The organism is Variovorax sp. ZS18.2.2 (assembly GCF_024701975.1).
In the GTDB taxonomy this organism is placed as follows: Bacteria; Pseudomonadota; Gammaproteobacteria; order Burkholderiales; family Burkholderiaceae_C; genus Variovorax.
Genome location: NZ_JANLNM010000011.1, coordinates 80,021 through 96,252, shown reverse-complemented (window position 1 = coordinate 96,252; position 16,232 = coordinate 80,021). Strand labels below are relative to the sequence as shown.

Below are 16,232 nucleotides of genomic sequence, written 5' to 3'. Positions count from 1 at the left end.
ATCAAACCTTGCGCTCCTTCAGGGAACCGAACAGGCCCTTGGGGCGCACCAGCAACACCAGGAACAGCAGGCCGAAGGCCACCGCGTCGCGCATGTTGGAGCCCACGTAGGCCACCGACAGCACCTCGGCGAAACCGAGGAACAGCCCGCCCAGCAGTGCGCCGCGGATGTCGCCCATGCCGCCCAGGATGATCACCGCGATGCCCTTCTCGAGCATCGGCTGGCCCATCAGCGGGAACAGCGCGTTGGAGTACAGGCCGATCAGCACGCCCGCCACGCCGCCCAGGCCCGCGGCCACGAACGAGGTCAGGTAGAACAGGCCCTCGACGTTCACGCCCACGAGATAGGCCGCCTTGGGCGATTCGGCAATGGCACGCAGCGCGCGGCCCAGCTGCGTGCGCTGCAGCGACAGCATCAGCACGCCCATCAGCACGAAGGACGACAGCACGATGCCCAGCTCGAGCACCGTGACGTGAATGCCTGCGAACACCAGGGCGTCGTCGGGAATGGTGCCGGCCGGAAAGCGCAGGTTCTCCGCGCCGAAGATGCCCTGGATGCCGTTGTTCAGGATGATGGCCACGCCGATGGTGGCGATCATCGGAATCAGGTGGGGCGCATTGCGCTTGCGCAGCGGCTTGAGCACCAGCACGTCGATCAAGAGGCCGAGCACGCCGCAGAACGCGAACGCGAAAGGCAGGCCGACCCACAGCGGCATGTTCAGCACCCGCATGAACTCGGCCGCCGAATACGCGCCGACCATGAAGACAGCGCCATGCGACAGGTTGATGACGCCGAGCACGCCGAAGATGAGGGTGAAGCCGAGCGCAAAGAGTGCGTAGACGCACCCCAGCGACAAGGCATTGACAAGCTGTTGATCGAGCACGATGGGCTTCCGTCAGGCCGCGCGCGGCGGGGGCGTTGCGGCGGCAAATTCAAATGAAAAAAAGAAAACGGGCGCAAGAGGCCCGAGTTTGCAAAGGCCGGCGGCGGGCCGCGCGATACGGTCCCGCCCCGGCGCTGCCTACTTCTCGATCACGAACGCAGAACCCTTTGTCACGCTCACGATGGCCTGCTGCTTCGCGTCGTAGCCGGCGGGCTTGCCGGCCTTGTCGTTGATGCGTGCGAAGGCGAAGGCGCCGGTGGCGCCGGTCCACTTCACGTTGGGCAGGGCGTCGCGCAGCGCGCTGCGGTCGGCCGCCAGGTTGCCCGACAGCTTCACGCCCTTGAGCGCCTGCGCCACGATGTGCAGGCCGTCGTAGGCCTGTGCCGCGAACTGGTCGGGCGCGACCTTGTACTTGTCGTTGTAGGCCTTCTGGAACTTCGTGTTCTCGGGCGTGGCGTTGCTGGCCGACCAGGGGCTGCCGACGTAGAGGTTGTCCGAGCTGCCCTTGGCCAGATCGAAGATCTTGGTCGAGTTCATGCCGTTGCCGCCGATGACCGGCACGTTCAGGCCGAGCTGGCGCGCCTGCACCATGACCGGTGCGCCTTCCGCCAGCAGGGCCGACAGCACGATGGCATCGGGGTTGCCGGCCTTGATCTTGGTGAGCTGGGCCTTGAAGTCCACGTCGCCCTTGGCGAAGGTCTCGGTCGTGGTGATCGGCAGCTTCAGCGCGTCCAGCGCCTTCTTGAAGTTGTCGTAGCCGCTCTTGGTGAACACGTCGTCGTTGCCGTAGAGCACCGCGACCTTCTTGATGTTGGCGTGCTTGACGGCCACGCGCAGCGTCTCGGGCAGCACGTCGGCCTCGGTCACCGCGTTGCGAAAGATGTAGTCGCCGATGGAGGTGATGCCGTCGGCCGTGTTCGAAGTGCCGAAGGCCACGGTCTTGGAGGCCTGGGCGATCGGGTGGGCCGCCTGGGCCGAGTTCGACAGCGTGGGGCCGAAGGTCATGAGGACCTTGTCCTGGAAGATCAGTTTCTTGAAGACGTTGATGGCGTCTTCCTTCTTGCCCTGCTCGTCTTCGATGGCCAGCACGATCTTGTCGCCGTTGATGCCGCCCGCGGCGTTGATTTCGTCGGCTGCCAGTTGGAAGCCGTTGCGGATGGCCGCGCCGTATTGGGCGGCGCCGCCCGAGAGGGCTGCGGCCACGCCGATCTTGATGTCGGCGGCCTGGGCGCCGAAGGCGGCTGCCGCGGCGGCGAGTGCGAAGAGTGCGGGCTTGAAGGGAATAAGACGGTTCATTTGTTGCGTGTCTCTCAAATTGGATAAATGAAGGCGAAGTAACGCTTTAGATTTGCGGCAGCAGGATACGCCAATCAATGTTGTCGGTCGGGCACTGGTCGGTCTCCTCGCCAATCGAATCGGAACAATGATGCCGACGGACGACGGCTGCTACAAAGGCTGCGATACCGGTGCCGCGCCCAGCGCCGTGCCGCCAGGCCCCGCCTTGAAGGTCGTCGGCGTCCAGGGGACCTGGCCCGCGCTGGGCTGGTTCCAGTCGCACACGCCTTCCGGAAAGACAGCCTGCATGCGCGCCTGCTGACCCGAGGTAAACGCCTTGCCCGTGTAATCGGCCGAGGCGAAGGCCAGCGGCTTGAGTCGGCACTTTAAGACGTCACCCGTGAGCGGCTCGCCGGACGCCATGCGCGGAGATTCGAAGGGCTTCGCATTGAGAAAGCAGGCGCCCGAATCGAACGGCACTTCTTTCAGATCGGCTGGCGAGCTGCCCATGGCGTAGCAGGTGTCCTCTGCCGCCGAAGGCTTGTTGCGTATCACTTTCTGCGCCTTGGGGTCGGCCGTCTTGTCCGCTTCGATGGCGCCCAGCCACTGGTCCATGGTGGCGAAGCCGTCCTTGTTCTTGAGCCTGCCTTGCGCAAATTCAGGTGCCAGCACACCGGCGGCCCACATCACATGGTTCGCGTGGCCGCCATTGGCCGCATCGAGCCGGGCGCGTTGCGAGAGTGAGCGCCACGCCATGTGGAAATTCCCTCCGCCCGCATCTACACGGATATCGAGGATGGGAAATCCGGCGAGATTTTTGGCGTTCTGCACCATGCCACTTCGATACAGGGCCGAAATTGCATCTTCCGACGCCTTGAATCGGGGGGCGGGAAGCTTGGGACTTGCAGGCACGCCGCCGGTCCATTGGCTGTCGAGGTCCAGACTGCCGACACCCTCGTTGAGCGCAACGAATTGCTCGACCGTGATCTTGCCGCCCTGCAGTGCCTTCAAGCCGTACTGCACGCCGACGTTGTCGAAGTGAAGTCTGGTTTTCTGGATACCGTCGACATCCTTGACCGTGCCGACGAGGGGCGCGAGCGCGTCATGCAGCGAGCAACGCACACCGTCGGGCCGCAGAACCGGGTCGTACACGATGGATGCGGGCAGCCCCCCGCAGTTGACCGGCAGTGTCGGATCCTGCCCGGTTTCATACGCCGTCACCCAGCTCTTGCAGTAGGCAGATGAGGGGTGGCCATTGATGGTCGATCGGGCGTCTTCACTCCAGCCGCCTGCGTTGGCGCTTGCATAGAATTTTTCGAGCGCCATGCAGTCGCGTGTCTCGCCCCAGATGGTGACGGTGTCCGGGAAGCTGACAAGGGTGATCAATCCGTCGAGCAAGCCCGGCATGATCGATGTCGGAACGGTTTGCATCGTCGACCCTCCGGAAGCACCGAACCCCATCGCATAGCGGATCTCGCCATAGGTGTCGACGATGTGCTCCTTGATCATCATCATCGCTTCCGTCGCCAGCAGGTCGTTGTTGTTCAGCTGGTGGTCCGTCAACGCCGAGGTCACGGTGATGAACCCCGCCCGCAGCGCCCGGTCGTTGAATGGATCGCTCAGGGGTTGTTGCTGGAATCGATTGCCGGTGGCCGCTCCGGCAAAGCTCCACAACACCTTGCCGTTCCAGCCTTTTTGCGGCGCAACAGGCGTCCATGGCTTCGCGGGATCGAAGAGGCCAACGACCTGGTAGATGCCGCGATCCAGCACCCCGCGCTCCAGGCGCAGGAGCGCCTTCACCGTATCTCCGCGATCTGTCGTCACATCGGCGATCTGCGCATCCGCGGGACGCGATTTCGGGTCGTAGGGCTGGAAGCAAGGCGTGGTCCCCGGGACCGTGACCGCAACCGTGAAGGTGCACGCGCTCCCTTCCTTGGCCTTCGGCATGAAGTAGTAGCTGAACGTGGTCGGCGCATTGCAGTCGGCATCGACGGGGTCGCTGTCGAGCCCATTGGGGCGGGGCGTCGTGGAGGCGGAGAGGCCCGTGCCGGGAACGCTGACGGTCACCGCACTTCCGGTTTTCGTGGCGCACACCCACGGCTGGATCGGAGCGCCGGCGAAGATGTTTCCACTTCGGCTGTAGTTGGTCACCACCAGACGCGCGCCCCGAACGTTTGTTGCATTGGCACTGGGTTTCGCACTCACCTGGTTCTCGCCCGCGTGCAATCCGGCGACCAGCCCGATCATGCGACCGTTGTCCCGCACCGCGAACTGCGGGGACACGTCCGTTCCATTGACATCCACGCGGACATCCTCGCTCTTCACTCCCTGGGGCAGGACGACCTCCATCAGCGCATCGCCATCGCTGATCAGGTCCGCGCGATTGGAAAGCGTTTTCAGCGCGATGGCCGCGACGGGACTGTCTCCTGAGCCGTCGCCTCCACCTCCGCCTGCACCGCTCGGGAAGAACCGAAATTCACTGCCGCCTCCTCCGCCGCACGCGACGACCGCAGCAGCACAGAGCACGCCGACGGCCAGAGAGCGCACCAAAGTCTTTTCATGCTTCATTCTTGTCTCCTTGATTTTTTTAACGACCTGCGGAACGGCGCGCTAGGGTTTCGCCGCCTGGTCCAGAAACGCCAGCACTTCCGTGTTGAAGCGCAAGGGCTGCTCGAAGTACGGGGAGTGCCCTGCCCCCTCAATCTCCACCATCCGGCTGCCGGGGATGTAGCGGCTCACGTCGCGCACCACCGCCGGAGTCACCAGCGGATCCTCGACGCCGACCAGGAGCAGCGTGGGGCACCGCAGCGCCTGCAGCGCATCCAGCGGCAGCAGCTGGTCCGGCGCCATCAACGCGCCAAGGCGCGCACGCAGGCCGGCGCTGGCGTCCTCGTTGAACATGGCCGGATTGAATTGATTGATCTGCCGATAGAGCAGCGACAACTCGGGATGTCGTTGCACAAAGCCTCTGCTCAACGCGCTGTTCTCCAGATCCCCGGGGTCCACCGACGAGAGAAAAGTGCGAATGTCCAAAAGCATCTGTGCGTGCCCGATCGCCATGGGCGAATCGCAACAGGCAAACGCCCACACCCGATGCGGGTGCCGCAACGCCACGCGCAATCCGGTCATGCCCCCGAGCGACTGGCACACCAGCGCGGCGCTGTCGATGCTTTCGGCATCCAGCACGGCCAGCACGTCGCTCACGAACACGTCGAGGCTGAATTCGGCAGCGGTCGACGCCACGCTCCGACCGAAGCCGCGGTTGTCGACGGTGATGCACGTGTACCGGCTGGCAAAGGCCGGCAGTTGCTGCCACCATGTGGCCCCGTTCGATCCTGCACCGTGCAGAAAGACGACCGCGGGCCCCTGCCCCCGGCGCTCGTAGTAGATGGGGGTGTTTCCGGATTTGGCGAAGCTCATGGGGATGTTCGTTGGCGTTTGGGCAGCGGCCAAAAAAAAGCGCGCGCAAGAAGAAGACTCTCAAGAAGGTGTGAAGAAACCGTAGCGAGCGGTTCGAGCTTGCACCGAGGACCGGAACCGTACTTTGTACGGTGAGGACCGCAGGTGCTAGATCGGACCGCGCAGTAGGTTTATTCACAGCTTCTCAGTCGTCGATCCTGCGGCCGGTCTGGTCCACCAGATGGCGCAGCGGCCAGGACGAAACGATCAGCGCGACGATCAGGTACAGCGCCGGCGCGAGCTTGTTGCCGGTCGCACCGATGAGCCACACCGCAATCAGTTGCGCGGTGCCCCCGAAGACGGAGATGCCTACGCCTGCGCTGACCGAGGTGATGGTGGCGCGCACCGCCTTGGGCAGCATCTCGGGCAGCATCGTGAGCGTCGGCACCGCGTGCAGGGTGTAGAGCACGCTCAGTGCGAAGACGGCGATCAGCAGGTTCGCGACGCTGGGCGCGGCGTTCAGCCACAGGAAGCACGGGTACACGAGGATGACCGACGCCACGCGCCCCACGACGATCAGCGGCTTGCGCCCCCAGGTGTCGGCCATCATGCCGACGATGGGGCCCAGGACGAAGGTGACCGCGGCGGACAGCACGCTCGCGAACAACGCCGAGTTCGCGGGCAGGCCGAGCTCGCGGATGGCGTAGGTCGGCATGTACAGCAGGATGAGGTAGGCGGACACCGCCGTCCCCATGATCAGCAGAATGCCGCGCAAGGTGTCGAGCTTGTGGGACTTCACGAGCTGTCGAAGCGGGCTGGGGCGATCGACGTCGGGCTTCGCGATTGCCGCAGCGTGCGGTGCGGCGCCGGTGGTCGCCTCGCGCGAAACCAGGGTCTCGTGCAACTGGCGGCGGATATAGAACCCCACAGGCGCAATCAGCACACCCAGCGCAAACGGAATGCGCCAGCCCCAACTCTCGAGCGCGGCGGGCGAAAGAATGTTCGCCAGCCATACCGCAATGCCCGCCCCGATCACGATGCCGAGACCCTGGCTCGCGATGAACCAGCTCGTGAGAAAGCCGCGGTTGCGCGGTGTGCCGTTTTCCATCAGAAGCGTCACCGCCGCGCCGGATTCGCCGCCGGCGGAAAAGCCCTGGAGCAGGCGCGCCACAACGATGATGAGCGGCGCCGCCAAGCCGATCTGCGCATAGGTCGGGGCCAGCGCGATCATGGCGCAGCCCAGGGCCATCAACATGATCGTCAAGGTCATCGCGGCCTTGCGGCCGCGCCTGTCGGCGTACTGGCCGATGAAGATGCCGCCCAGCGGGCGGGCGAGAAACCCGACGCCGAAGGTCGCGATCGAGAGCAGCAATTGCCCCTCGGTGGAGGAAACGGGGAAAAACAATTTGCCGATCAGGATGGCGTAGAAGCTGTAGACCGTGAAATCGAAGAATTCGAGGGCATTGCCGATGGTGACGGCGGTGATGGTTCTGGCGCGGCTGGGGAGGGCCCACCGAACATCGCTTTGCAAATGGGGCACGGCAAAAGTGGTTGTCATGAAATATTCCGGGATTCACAGCGCATGCTGCGGGTCAACCGAGAAAGGAGGCGAATTGCCTCCTTTCTCAACTCTGCACACCGACTCTCGGCATGCACGCTCCGAAAGAGCTTATTGCGGCAGGGCCATTAATTCGTGGCGCACGTAAAGCTCGATGCAGCCTTGACATCGCCGGAACCATTGTATTTTGGCCACGTCGGATATTCACACAATGGGATGTCGCGGGACCCACCCGATAAGATCGGATTGACAGGTGCTTTGCCATTTTCGACCCAATCTTTCAATGCCTTTAAATCATCCCATGTTCCCAGATTCACTGCGCCGCCATGCATACCACCGGGAAATTCGTAAAATCGCACATTCTCTTTCACCGCTGTTGCCGCTTCCGATGCAGATATAGATTTCGACGTTGCCACGTTTTGCACAACCGCTTCATAGTAGTTTCGGGTGCTTTGCGGTGAAATTACCTGATCATCCGTACCATGCGTCAAAAGAATTTTCCCGCCCTTCTTGAAGAATTTATTCAGATCGGGGCTCGTATTGAAAAGTTTCTCCAAGGCTTGGAAGCGCTCTTTAAACGGCCCGGAAAGACTCAGGGTATCCATATCCATATAATCAGCGGAAGAATTTCGCGTAACGAAGTATTTGTAGTAAGGATCCGCCAACAAGCCTTGGTTGATGAGAAGTCCTGAAGCGAAATTGCTGTTCGGCTTGTATCCAGGATAATTCCGGGCGCCGAAGTTGGAAGGCTCGGCAAATTCAATCGGATTGATCACGACTTGAACGGTCTTGATTTGCGCATCCGATAGGCATGCATAGAGCAGGGAGCTCGAAACACGGGGGGGGCAATGCAAAGGCGCGGGCGGCAATGGCCAGGGAGATGGTCGTGTGGCCGTCATCGGGTCGAATGCTTTACGACAAGCATCTATGTTGCTCACGAGCTGATCTTCCACGCCATCGAGCGCATCGCATGTCGACATTACGCTTTTGCTCAATGCGTCAAGCTCGCCCAAACCGAGAGCGCCTCCTGGAGCCTTCCATGCCTGTAGTCGCCTGATGAACGCTCTGTTCATGTCGGCAAAATTCAGAGCTGGCGTTGCGCTGGATATCCCGTCCCAATCTTCAGGCCACCTTTGCGCCAACGTCAATACCTCACGCCCTCCTTCCGAACCGCCAATTGCGTACCAATACTTCGGAGCCTTTCCGTAAATAATATTGATCAGTTGATTTACTGCATCTCTGGTTTTTTTCAGTGAGTCACCCGCAAAATTATTCAGCGCTTCATCGTTCATGGCGAAGCTTCCGCCAGCTAGATCGCCGTTGGATAGACCTTTCACGAGGTCCAACTGATGTCCCGAATCGTTGGTGAATATGACGAAGCCTGAATTCTTTATTTGCAAGAGGACAGCGGGCACGACAAATCCATCAAGTCCGCCACCGCCCATCAACAATGCACGGTCGTTCCAATTCGCAGGAAGACTGACACTGAAATTGATATCCGGCGCATTGACATCCTTCGGTTTGATTTTTCCAGTGACTTCGCAGGATGAAGTAAGCAAACTCCAATTTGCGGTCGATACGCTTGCGGAATTTTTGCTCCAACCCAACTGTCCAACAAGATTTTCCAGATTGGCAGCGATTTGCACCATCGTGCACTTCCCGGAATTCATTGTCGCCGGGGCCGCCTGACTCAGCATGGGTGACAGCGAAAATGCCAGCGCCAATCCGCATGTCAATTGAGATAATTTCATTTGTCTTCCCTGAATGTGTTTGGATTTACCTTTTCAGCCACGAATTGCCATAACCAGAGGCCTGCGGATGCACCGCATCTCCATGTCCTCGCATTTCTGTAGCAGCGGAATCCTCGCAGTCACCTTCCGATCGAAATAGCGGGTTTACGCCCGAATTCGATACAACTTCGAGATATGAAAATCTCGAAATTAGATGACCGCTCAAACACTTCCTGGGTAATTAGCCCGGGCCTCAATCGACAGCAGGCCCCACATAGCGCGCCCCCACCCATCGACCGCTCTCGCAGAGATCGCGCGCCACGCGTTCGATCAATCTGCAGACAGCCGCCCTCGCCCTCGATTCCGGCACATCCCGTGCGGTACACAGGCACAGCACGCGCACCAGCGCCTTGGACCGGATCGAGTGGGCCACCAGGCGCCCTTCTCTCAACTCGCGTTGCACCAGGGAGGGCGGCAATATCGTCGGGCCGATGCCGGCCTCGACCGCATCCTTGAGCACCCCGAGCGAGTTGATCTCCGCGGCGATGCGCAACACAGGCAGGCCGGCCGCCCGGAGCGCTGCATCGATGACCCAGCGTGTCGTGTGCCCGTTCTGCGCACCCGGCAAGACCACCGGACGCACGCAGGCCTGCGCCAGCGAAACCTCTCCGGGGGGCGGGGCATCGGGGTCCGTCGGCGAATGCAGAAAGACGAAGGCCTCCTCGATCAGCGGAACGAACACGAGGTCGCTGCGCGGAACGATGTCGGTGAGGATCGTCAGATCGATCTGCCCGCGCGTCAGTTGCTCGACCACGTGCCCCGACAGCTCCTCGTTGAGTTGGAACGAAAGGCCCGGGTAGTCCCTGGCCACGGCGAGGGTCAGGGCCAACGCGAGCGTGACCGCCACCGACTGCGGCAGCGCGACGATCACGGAGCCGGATATCGTCTCGGCGGAATTGCGGATGGCGTTGCGCAAATCGTCGATCTGCTTGGTGATGCCCCGGGCATGTTCATAGAACAGCTTTCCGGCGTCGGTGGTCACGATGCCGCTGCGGCTTCGCACGAGCAGTTGCACGCCCAGTTCGGATTCGAGTTCGGCCACCTGCCTGCTCAAGGCAGATTGCGCAACGTGCAGATGCTGGGCCGCCCGGGACACGCTGCCGCTGTCGACGATGGACAAAAAATACTTGAACTGGCGCAACTCCATCAGGTCCCCTTGTGTCCAGCGCCGGCAGGAAAGCGACAACGCGCACGCACGCGAAATCGCTCCCTGTCTCCGGTTTTTCTTCTGGTCGTCGTGCAACGCGAAATGCCGAGGCCAGCATAGGGAGGCACTTGGAGGGCATCGACGCGGGTATCCCCTCGCTTCTGTCATGCGCTTGACAGTTTTGGGTCTCGATTTCCGAAACGGCCCTGGGTTCAGGATGCCGGGCGGTCGGCGCGCACTCGCGCACTAACACTGGCATCGCCCCCGTTGTCGGCGTAAGCTGATTTCCGGCCGACCAGCAAAGGTGATGGCCCCAGCAACCACCGCTGTGCCGACTTGTACGAAAGGACCTCCCATGTTGTCCGACTCGTCTATCACGACCATGCTTCCCGTCAAGGACATGGACCGCGCCCGCGCCTTCTACGAGGGTTGCCTCGGCCTGAAACCCGGGGGCCTGCGGCCCGATGGCAAGTGCGTCTACTCGGTGGGCGGCAGCACACTGTCGCTGTTTCCCAAACCGGAGGGAACCAAGGCCGACCACACGGCGATCAGCTTTCAGGTCGACGACATCACCGCCAGCATCGCGAACCTGAAGCGCGCCGGCGTGGTGTTCGAGGACTATGACTACCCCGAGCTGAAAACCGTCGACCACGTCTGCGTGCTCGGCTCGGAAAAGGCGGCGTGGTTCAAGGACACCGAGGGGAACTACCTCTGCATTCATGAGGAGATCGCGCAGGGGTAGCGACGCGCCAGCCGAGCGCGATGAGAGGCGCTGGTAGATTCCGTCGCTCCGACCTCAACTGCCAGGAGCCTCTCATGAAGAAACAGGAACTGCGTCGCGGCCGCCTGATCGACCACATCGGCCTGGTCGTTCGCGATCTGGCGGCCAGCAAGGCCTTCTACGCAGCCGTCTTCGATGTGCTGGAGATCCCCATGGGCGGCTCCGACGGGCGCAACTTCTGGGCCGATGAACTGTTCGTGTCTACGCCCGACAGCGAGGAGGTGCGGGGCGAACTGACCGGACGCCATCACATCGCGTTCCAGGCGCAAGACCGCGCGATGGTGGACGCATTCCACAAGGCCGCACTGGCACATGGCGGAAGGGACAACGGTGCGCCGGGAGAACGCCCCTAGCACCCCGGCTACTACGCGGCGTTTGTGCTGGACCCGGATGGCAACAACATCGAGGCCGTGTTTCACGGTGAAGCGGATCGGAGTGCGGCTTCGGTGCGAATCGCGTTTTGATCACTGCGTGGTGCCCCGTTTGCGCTCCGAAACATGAAATTCGAATCCGTCACCTCATTCATTCGCTCGATCGCCCATCGTGAGCAAAAAGAAGTGGGTGCATCCGTTTCTTCACATGGCACCACGACCGAGATCGTCTATCCGGCACCGCTGTCCTGGCCATGGCCGCGGCAGTTTGAATACACCCGCGAATTCTTCTGCGTCGGCTCCGGGGCAAGTTGCCTGCACGAGGTAGGCAGAGCAACCGCCAGCAAGGAGGAACACGTCGTCAACATGTTCTCCCCCGATCCGGCGCGCGAGGCACGGCATTTCGTTGATGCTGGCTACGCCGAAGCCTGGGGCAGCACCCTGCTGGGCCGCGCACTGAGCACGGTGTGGAGTCGACCGCTTGCGCGAGGTGCCAGCATTCACGAGGTCGCCAACGCCGGGGACATGGAGGACTACGCGTCGCTCCCCGGCATCTCGAACCCCGGCACATCGCGCGATCCGTTCATTCACAACTTCTACGCCACGGTCGACAGCGAAGTGGTTGCCAAGGGTCAGTTGATTGCCCTGCCGCAAAGCGTCGCGTACATCTCCGATATGTTCACGCGGCCCTCGCATCGCGGCATGGGGCTGTGCAACTTCATCATGCTCGCGCTGGAGAACAAGGCGCGCGAACTCGGCGCCACGCATACCTGCCTTGCGCCTGGCCAGGAGGTCGCATCTTTCGGTCTCTATGCCAAGTATGGCTACGAGTCTGTCGGTTCGCGCTCAGTTCTTGTCTGCCGCGATGCGCGTGACACAGCGCATGACACCTGACGCCCAGCGCGATTCGACGCTCACTCCCTGACTCCCAACTCGGCGATATCGGCTGCGAACTGGATGCCCAGTGCCTCGTTCAGGGCCATCCAGGCCGCCCAATAGCCTTGAAATCCGTCGCTGGCACGCAGCGCCTTGTCGGCCTGTCGGCGCAACCGGATCTGGCCCTCGTTCAGCTGGTCCTTGCCGCCGGCCTGGTCGATCGTGCGACGCAAACCATCGACGATGCCCGGCAAGACACGCATCGCCCACTTCTTCATGGTCTCGATCAGGCGGCGCATGACCAGGCTGTCGGCCCAATGCATGTCATCGATGTATGCGATGCGCTTCACGTAGCGCGCCAAAGCCTCCTCGGACGGGTTCTTGACCTGGCCCAGGGCATGCAGGAACAACCACAGCGCTCGCACCTTGCGGGCTTCGGGCCGCGTGTCCTGGCGGCGGCGGCCAAAGCCGATATGGCGCACCACGAAACGGACCTTCCTGGCCCGCGCCAGGACACGCTCCAGCGCCGGAATGCCCATGTCCTTGGTCGAATCGGCACCTCCGGCTGCACGCAGCATGGTCCGGTAAGTCAGTTCGTCCATCTTCCCCGCGCGCTCGAGTTCGCGGCAGGCCAGGTGGATCAGCTTGATCAGGCGAAACCGCTCGGCGCTCATGCGCCGGCGTCCTTGCGCTCTACAACGGGCTGCGTGCCATCGGCAAGTGCGCGCAATGTCACAGCACGCGTTCGCACAACTCGATGTGACTTTCGGCGCCCAGGTTGAGGGCCGAAGCGAAAAGTAGTACTGCCCATCGATTCATCTTCAACTGTTGCTCCCTAGTTAAATTACCAGTGAGCAAATGCTGCATGAGTCGCTTGATGAAGTCCAACTGACCGGGCTGGAAATCACTGCCGATACAACGGATCCATCGTGCAATGCACAGGCATGAGAAACGAAGGTTCTAGATTCACTATCATGAAGCAGGGCTAGAAACGAAACACTGTCTCTTTGCGCAAGTTTATCTCGCTTTAAAACGTGAAAAACTTCACGCGAGACGACGAATTCTGCAGCGCAACGCAGTCTTCTTTGAGCCGGTATCCCCAGGAACTTGGGCAGTGGCATTCAAGACACGTCTCGGGCGTGGATGACACGGCTCATTCCGCATCGGGAGGGCCATCCTTCTTGAGCTCGGTGAACTTGGCTGCCATCGTCGGGTTGCCCCGCGTCAGCTTCTTGATCGTCACGTCCTGCGCCTTGTCGTTCGCAAGGCGGAGGTTCCGGTCCGTGCCGAGCAGCGCCTCCTTCGTTTTTTGCAGATGGTCGATCGACTTGTCGATTTCATCGATCGCGGTCTGGAAGCGCCTGGAGGCCAGGTCGTAGTTCTTGGCGAACGCGCTCTTGAACGTCTCCAGCTCGTTCTCGAAGTTCGTGATGTCGATGTTCTGTGCCTTGAAGAGCGCAAGCTCCGACTTGTACTTGAGCGAGTTCATCGCCGCGTTCCGCAGCAGCGTGATGATCGGAAGAAAGAACTGCGGCCGCACGACGTACATCTTCGGGTAGCGGTGGAACACGTCGACGATGCCGGTGTTGTAGAGCTCGCTGTCGGGCTCCAGCAGGGAGACCAGCACCGCGTATTCGCAGCCCTTCTCGGTGCGGTCCTTGTCCAGCTCCTTCAGGAAATCCTCGTTCCTGTTCTTCGTGGCGGTGCGGTCGCTCTCGTTCTTCATCTCGAACATGATCGAGACGATCTCGGTGCCCGCCTCGTCCGCGTCGCGAAAGACGTAGTCGCCCTTGCTGCCGGTGCGCGCGTCGTTGTCCTTCTCGAAATACGCCCTCGGAAACGCCATCGACCGAATGCGGTTGAACTCGGTCTCGCAGTGCTGCTCGAGGGTCTCGCCGACCATCTTGGTCGACAGGCGAGCCTTCATGTCCCGCAGGCGCTCGATCGCGTCGTCACGGTCCTTGATCTGCGTCTCGTACTTGTCCTTGAGCGACTTCTCGGCGAGCTGCTTTTCGAGTTCGGCCCGCCCGAGGCCACTTCTGAGTTCGTCGCGCTCCTTCTCGACCACGCTGACGGCCTCGGTGACCGCGAGCCGTTGCGCCACCTCGATGGCATCGAGCTTGGCCTTCAGGGCCTGGATCTCCGCGTCCTTGACGGCAGCGCCCCGCTCCAGTTCGCTCGCGTGCTTCGCCTGGGCCAGCTCGGCCGCGGTTCGCTTGTCTTGCCTGGCTTGTTCGAGTTCGTTGGCGAGCGCGTCGCGTTCTTTTTCGACGGCGCCCAGGGCCTCGCTCACGGCGAGCTTTCGCGCGACCTCGCCGGCGTCGAGGCTGGCCTTCAGTTGCTGGATCTCGGCGTCCTTGGCTGCAGCGGCCGCTTGCAACTCGCTGGCGGCCCTGGCCTGCGCGAGTTCGACGGCATTGCGCTTGTCCTGCGCGGCCAGTTCGAGGCGCTCGTGCAGTTGCTTGTCGAAGTCGCTGTCGCGAACCTGCTTGAGGATGTCGGCGTACCCGGCCTCGTCGATCTTGAAGGCTTTCCCGCAGTGCGGGCAGATGATTTCATGCATGACTGGTTGCTTTCCGCATGACGACGATGCGTCGGGGGGTCTCGATTCGCTTCATGCGGCATGCGTTGATGGCTGTGGGGGCGAATCCTGCCACGAGTCGGCGGCGCCGCCCCTCGCTTGCCGGCATCGGTCAGGCGGCCACGGCGCGTGCGGGGCTCCTGAGCAAGCTCACCACGCTCCCGGCCAACGCAGCCAGGGCCGCCATCCCCAGCCCCCAGTGCACCGCGCTGTGCGGCGGCAGCAGCGCGAACGCCAGGCTCATCCCCAGGCTGCCGAGCGTCAGCCCCGTGAGCCGTGCAGTGCCTTGCGCGCCACCGGCGGCGCCGCTGCGCTCCTTGGGCGCGGAGAGCAGCATGTTCTGGTTGTTGGGCGTCTGGAAGAAGCCGAAGCCCAGGCCGGCGAGGCTCGTGAACACCGCGAGCGGCAAGGCCGGGTTGCCGTGCAGGGGCCACAGGGCACACAGGGCCAGGCCGCTCGCGAAGCATGCGCTTCCGGCTGCGCACAGCCATGCGGTCGGTACGCGCTGGGCCAGGCGCGCCGAGACCGGCGCGGCCAGCATCACCGCCAAGGGCCAAGGAGTCATCAGGAGGCCGGCAGTCACCGCGCTCTGGCCGAGTTCGTGCTGGATGTAGAACGGCAGCGCCACAAGGGCCGCCATCTGGCCGGTGAAGCAGCACACGGAGGCGATGACCGAGACGCGAAAGGAATGCACGCGCAGCAGGTCGAGCGGAATCAACGGTGCCGCCTTGGGCATCTCGCGCCGCACCAACAGGACCATGCAGATGGCCGACAACGCGAGCAACGCGCCACCCTGCCACGGATGCGCGACGAGCCGGTCGCTTCCCATGACGAAGGAGGCGAACAGTGCCGCGTTGAGCGCGATGCTCCACACGTCGATGTGGCGTGCCGAGCGCGGCGGGCTCGGCAACCCTGCGCAGGCGACAAGCACGACGAGGCCGATCGGCAGGTTCACCGCAAAGAGCCACGGCCAGCTTGCCGCGGAGAGTATGAAAGCGCCAAGGGTGGGACCCGACGCCGAAGCGGCCGCGACGGCGAGCGCATTCCAGGCGATGGAGCGCGCCAGCAATCGACGCGGATAAGTGAACCGCAACAACGCCAGCCCCAGGGGCATCACGGCCGCGCTGCCCAGGCCCTGAAGGCACCGCGCGGCCACGAGCCATGACAGCGACGGGGCCAACGCGCACAACACCGACGCCGCGGTGAACAACGCCACGCCGCCGGCGAACACGCGCCGATACCCGAACCGCTCCCCGATGGCGGAAGCCGGCAACAGGAACATGACCACGGCCAACTGGTAGGCGGTGATGATCCAGACGGCATCGGCGGGCGTCGCCCGCAATTGCTGCGCGATGCTCGGCAGCGCGATGTTGGCGATGGCGCCGTCGAGCACCACCAGCACGCCCGCGCCCAGAATCGCGGCGACGGCCGCGAAGCGCCGCGGCAGCGGCAGGCCATCGGCGTCATGCACGGCGTTCACCTCTTGGGTTTCGACGGTGCGGCCGATGGTGGAAGAAGAGTCGGGGCTAAGCGTAGATGACAACATGATTGGGCAACTGGAAGAGGCACAC

The 16,232-nt window shown here is 62.6% G+C and carries 12 protein-coding genes and 1 pseudogene; 3 read left to right on the top strand and 10 right to left on the bottom strand.

Annotated features, from left to right (window positions below; all coding sequences use genetic code 11):
* Position 1: 1 nt before the first annotated feature.
* The 7 genes from NU688_RS30470 to NU688_RS30440 all read right to left on the bottom strand — a co-directional run bounded on the left by NU688_RS30470 (position 2) and on the right by NU688_RS30440 (position 10,052).
* The gene (locus NU688_RS30470) at positions 2–883 is read right to left on the bottom strand and encodes a branched-chain amino acid ABC transporter permease (protein ID WP_257864595.1); all 882 of its coding nucleotides are present in this window, start codon (positions 881–883) and stop codon (positions 2–4) included.
* A 138-nt stretch (positions 884–1,021) separates the two neighbouring features.
* Positions 1,022–2,179 carry an ABC transporter substrate-binding protein gene (locus NU688_RS30465; RefSeq protein WP_257864594.1) on the bottom strand — a complete coding sequence of 386 codons (1,158 nt, stop codon included), beginning with the start codon at positions 2,177–2,179 and terminating at the stop codon, positions 1,022–1,024.
* Positions 2,180–2,329: 150 nt separating this feature from the next.
* Positions 2,330–4,726, bottom strand: coding sequence for a DUF6351 family protein (locus NU688_RS30460; RefSeq protein WP_257864592.1), 2,397 nt, complete (start codon positions 4,724–4,726; stop codon positions 2,330–2,332).
* A gap of 42 nt (positions 4,727–4,768) precedes the next feature.
* Complete coding sequence (locus NU688_RS30455; RefSeq protein WP_257864591.1) at positions 4,769–5,578, bottom strand: alpha/beta fold hydrolase; 810 nt, start codon at positions 5,576–5,578, stop codon at positions 4,769–4,771.
* A 184-nt stretch (positions 5,579–5,762) separates the two neighbouring features.
* A complete protein-coding gene (locus NU688_RS30450) occupies positions 5,763–7,115 on the bottom strand; it encodes an MFS transporter (protein WP_257864590.1) in 1,353 nt (450 codons plus the stop codon).
* Between the two features lie 128 nt (positions 7,116–7,243).
* Positions 7,244–8,866, bottom strand: coding sequence for a tannase/feruloyl esterase family alpha/beta hydrolase (locus NU688_RS30445; protein ID WP_257864589.1), 1,623 nt, complete (start codon positions 8,864–8,866; stop codon positions 7,244–7,246).
* 232 nt (positions 8,867–9,098) lie between these two features.
* Positions 9,099–10,052, bottom strand: coding sequence for a LysR family transcriptional regulator (locus NU688_RS30440; protein WP_257864588.1), 954 nt, complete (start codon positions 10,050–10,052; stop codon positions 9,099–9,101).
* Positions 10,053–10,407: 355 nt separating this feature from the next.
* On the opposite strand from NU688_RS30440, the gene NU688_RS30435 reads away from it, so the two are divergent.
* The 3 genes and pseudogenes from NU688_RS30435 to NU688_RS30425 all read left to right on the top strand — a co-directional run bounded on the left by NU688_RS30435 (position 10,408) and on the right by NU688_RS30425 (position 12,098).
* Positions 10,408–10,794, top strand: coding sequence for a VOC family protein (locus NU688_RS30435; RefSeq protein WP_257864586.1), 387 nt, complete (start codon positions 10,408–10,410; stop codon positions 10,792–10,794).
* A gap of 74 nt (positions 10,795–10,868) precedes the next feature.
* Positions 10,869–11,297: pseudogene (locus NU688_RS30430) on the top strand (VOC family protein).
* 33 nt (positions 11,298–11,330) lie between these two features.
* Complete coding sequence (locus NU688_RS30425) at positions 11,331–12,098, top strand: GNAT family N-acetyltransferase (protein ID WP_257864585.1); 768 nt, start codon at positions 11,331–11,333, stop codon at positions 12,096–12,098.
* Positions 12,099–12,118: 20 nt separating this feature from the next.
* Here NU688_RS30425 and NU688_RS30420 read toward each other — a convergent pair whose 3' ends face one another.
* The 3 genes from NU688_RS30420 to NU688_RS30410 all read right to left on the bottom strand — a co-directional run bounded on the left by NU688_RS30420 (position 12,119) and on the right by NU688_RS30410 (position 16,207).
* A complete protein-coding gene (locus NU688_RS30420) occupies positions 12,119–12,754 on the bottom strand; it encodes a regulatory protein GemA (RefSeq protein WP_257864583.1) in 636 nt (211 codons plus the stop codon).
* Positions 12,755–13,233: 479 nt separating this feature from the next.
* Entirely contained in the window at positions 13,234–14,643 is a 1,410-nt protein-coding gene (locus tag NU688_RS30415) for a DUF2130 domain-containing protein (RefSeq protein WP_257864581.1), read from the bottom strand.
* 130 nt (positions 14,644–14,773) lie between these two features.
* On the bottom strand, positions 14,774–16,207 hold the full coding sequence (locus tag NU688_RS30410) for an MFS transporter (RefSeq protein ID WP_257864579.1): 1,434 nt from the start codon (positions 16,205–16,207) through the stop codon (positions 14,774–14,776).
* Positions 16,208–16,232: the final 25 nt, after the last annotated feature.

Coding starts and splice junctions, on each gene's coding strand:
- NU688_RS30465 (WP_257864594.1), bottom strand. CDS start 2,179: ATGAACCGTCTTATTCCCTTCAAGCCCGCACTCTTCGCACTCGCCGCC.
- NU688_RS30460 (WP_257864592.1), bottom strand. CDS start 4,726: ATGAAGCATGAAAAGACTTTGGTGCGCTCTCTGGCCGTCGGCGTGCTC.
- NU688_RS30455 (WP_257864591.1), bottom strand. CDS start 5,578: ATGAGCTTCGCCAAATCCGGAAACACCCCCATCTACTACGAGCGCCGG.
- NU688_RS30450 (WP_257864590.1), bottom strand. CDS start 7,115: ATGACAACCACTTTTGCCGTGCCCCATTTGCAAAGCGATGTTCGGTGG.
- NU688_RS30445 (WP_257864589.1), bottom strand. CDS start 8,866: ATGAAATTATCTCAATTGACATGCGGATTGGCGCTGGCATTTTCGCTG.
- NU688_RS30440 (WP_257864588.1), bottom strand. CDS start 10,052: ATGGAGTTGCGCCAGTTCAAGTATTTTTTGTCCATCGTCGACAGCGGC.
- NU688_RS30435 (WP_257864586.1), top strand. CDS start 10,408: ATGTTGTCCGACTCGTCTATCACGACCATGCTTCCCGTCAAGGACATG.
- NU688_RS30425 (WP_257864585.1), top strand. CDS start 11,331: ATGAAATTCGAATCCGTCACCTCATTCATTCGCTCGATCGCCCATCGT.
- NU688_RS30420 (WP_257864583.1), bottom strand. CDS start 12,754: ATGAGCGCCGAGCGGTTTCGCCTGATCAAGCTGATCCACCTGGCCTGC.
- NU688_RS30415 (WP_257864581.1), bottom strand. CDS start 14,643: ATGCATGAAATCATCTGCCCGCACTGCGGGAAAGCCTTCAAGATCGAC.
- NU688_RS30410 (WP_257864579.1), bottom strand. CDS start 16,207: ATGTTGTCATCTACGCTTAGCCCCGACTCTTCTTCCACCATCGGCCGC.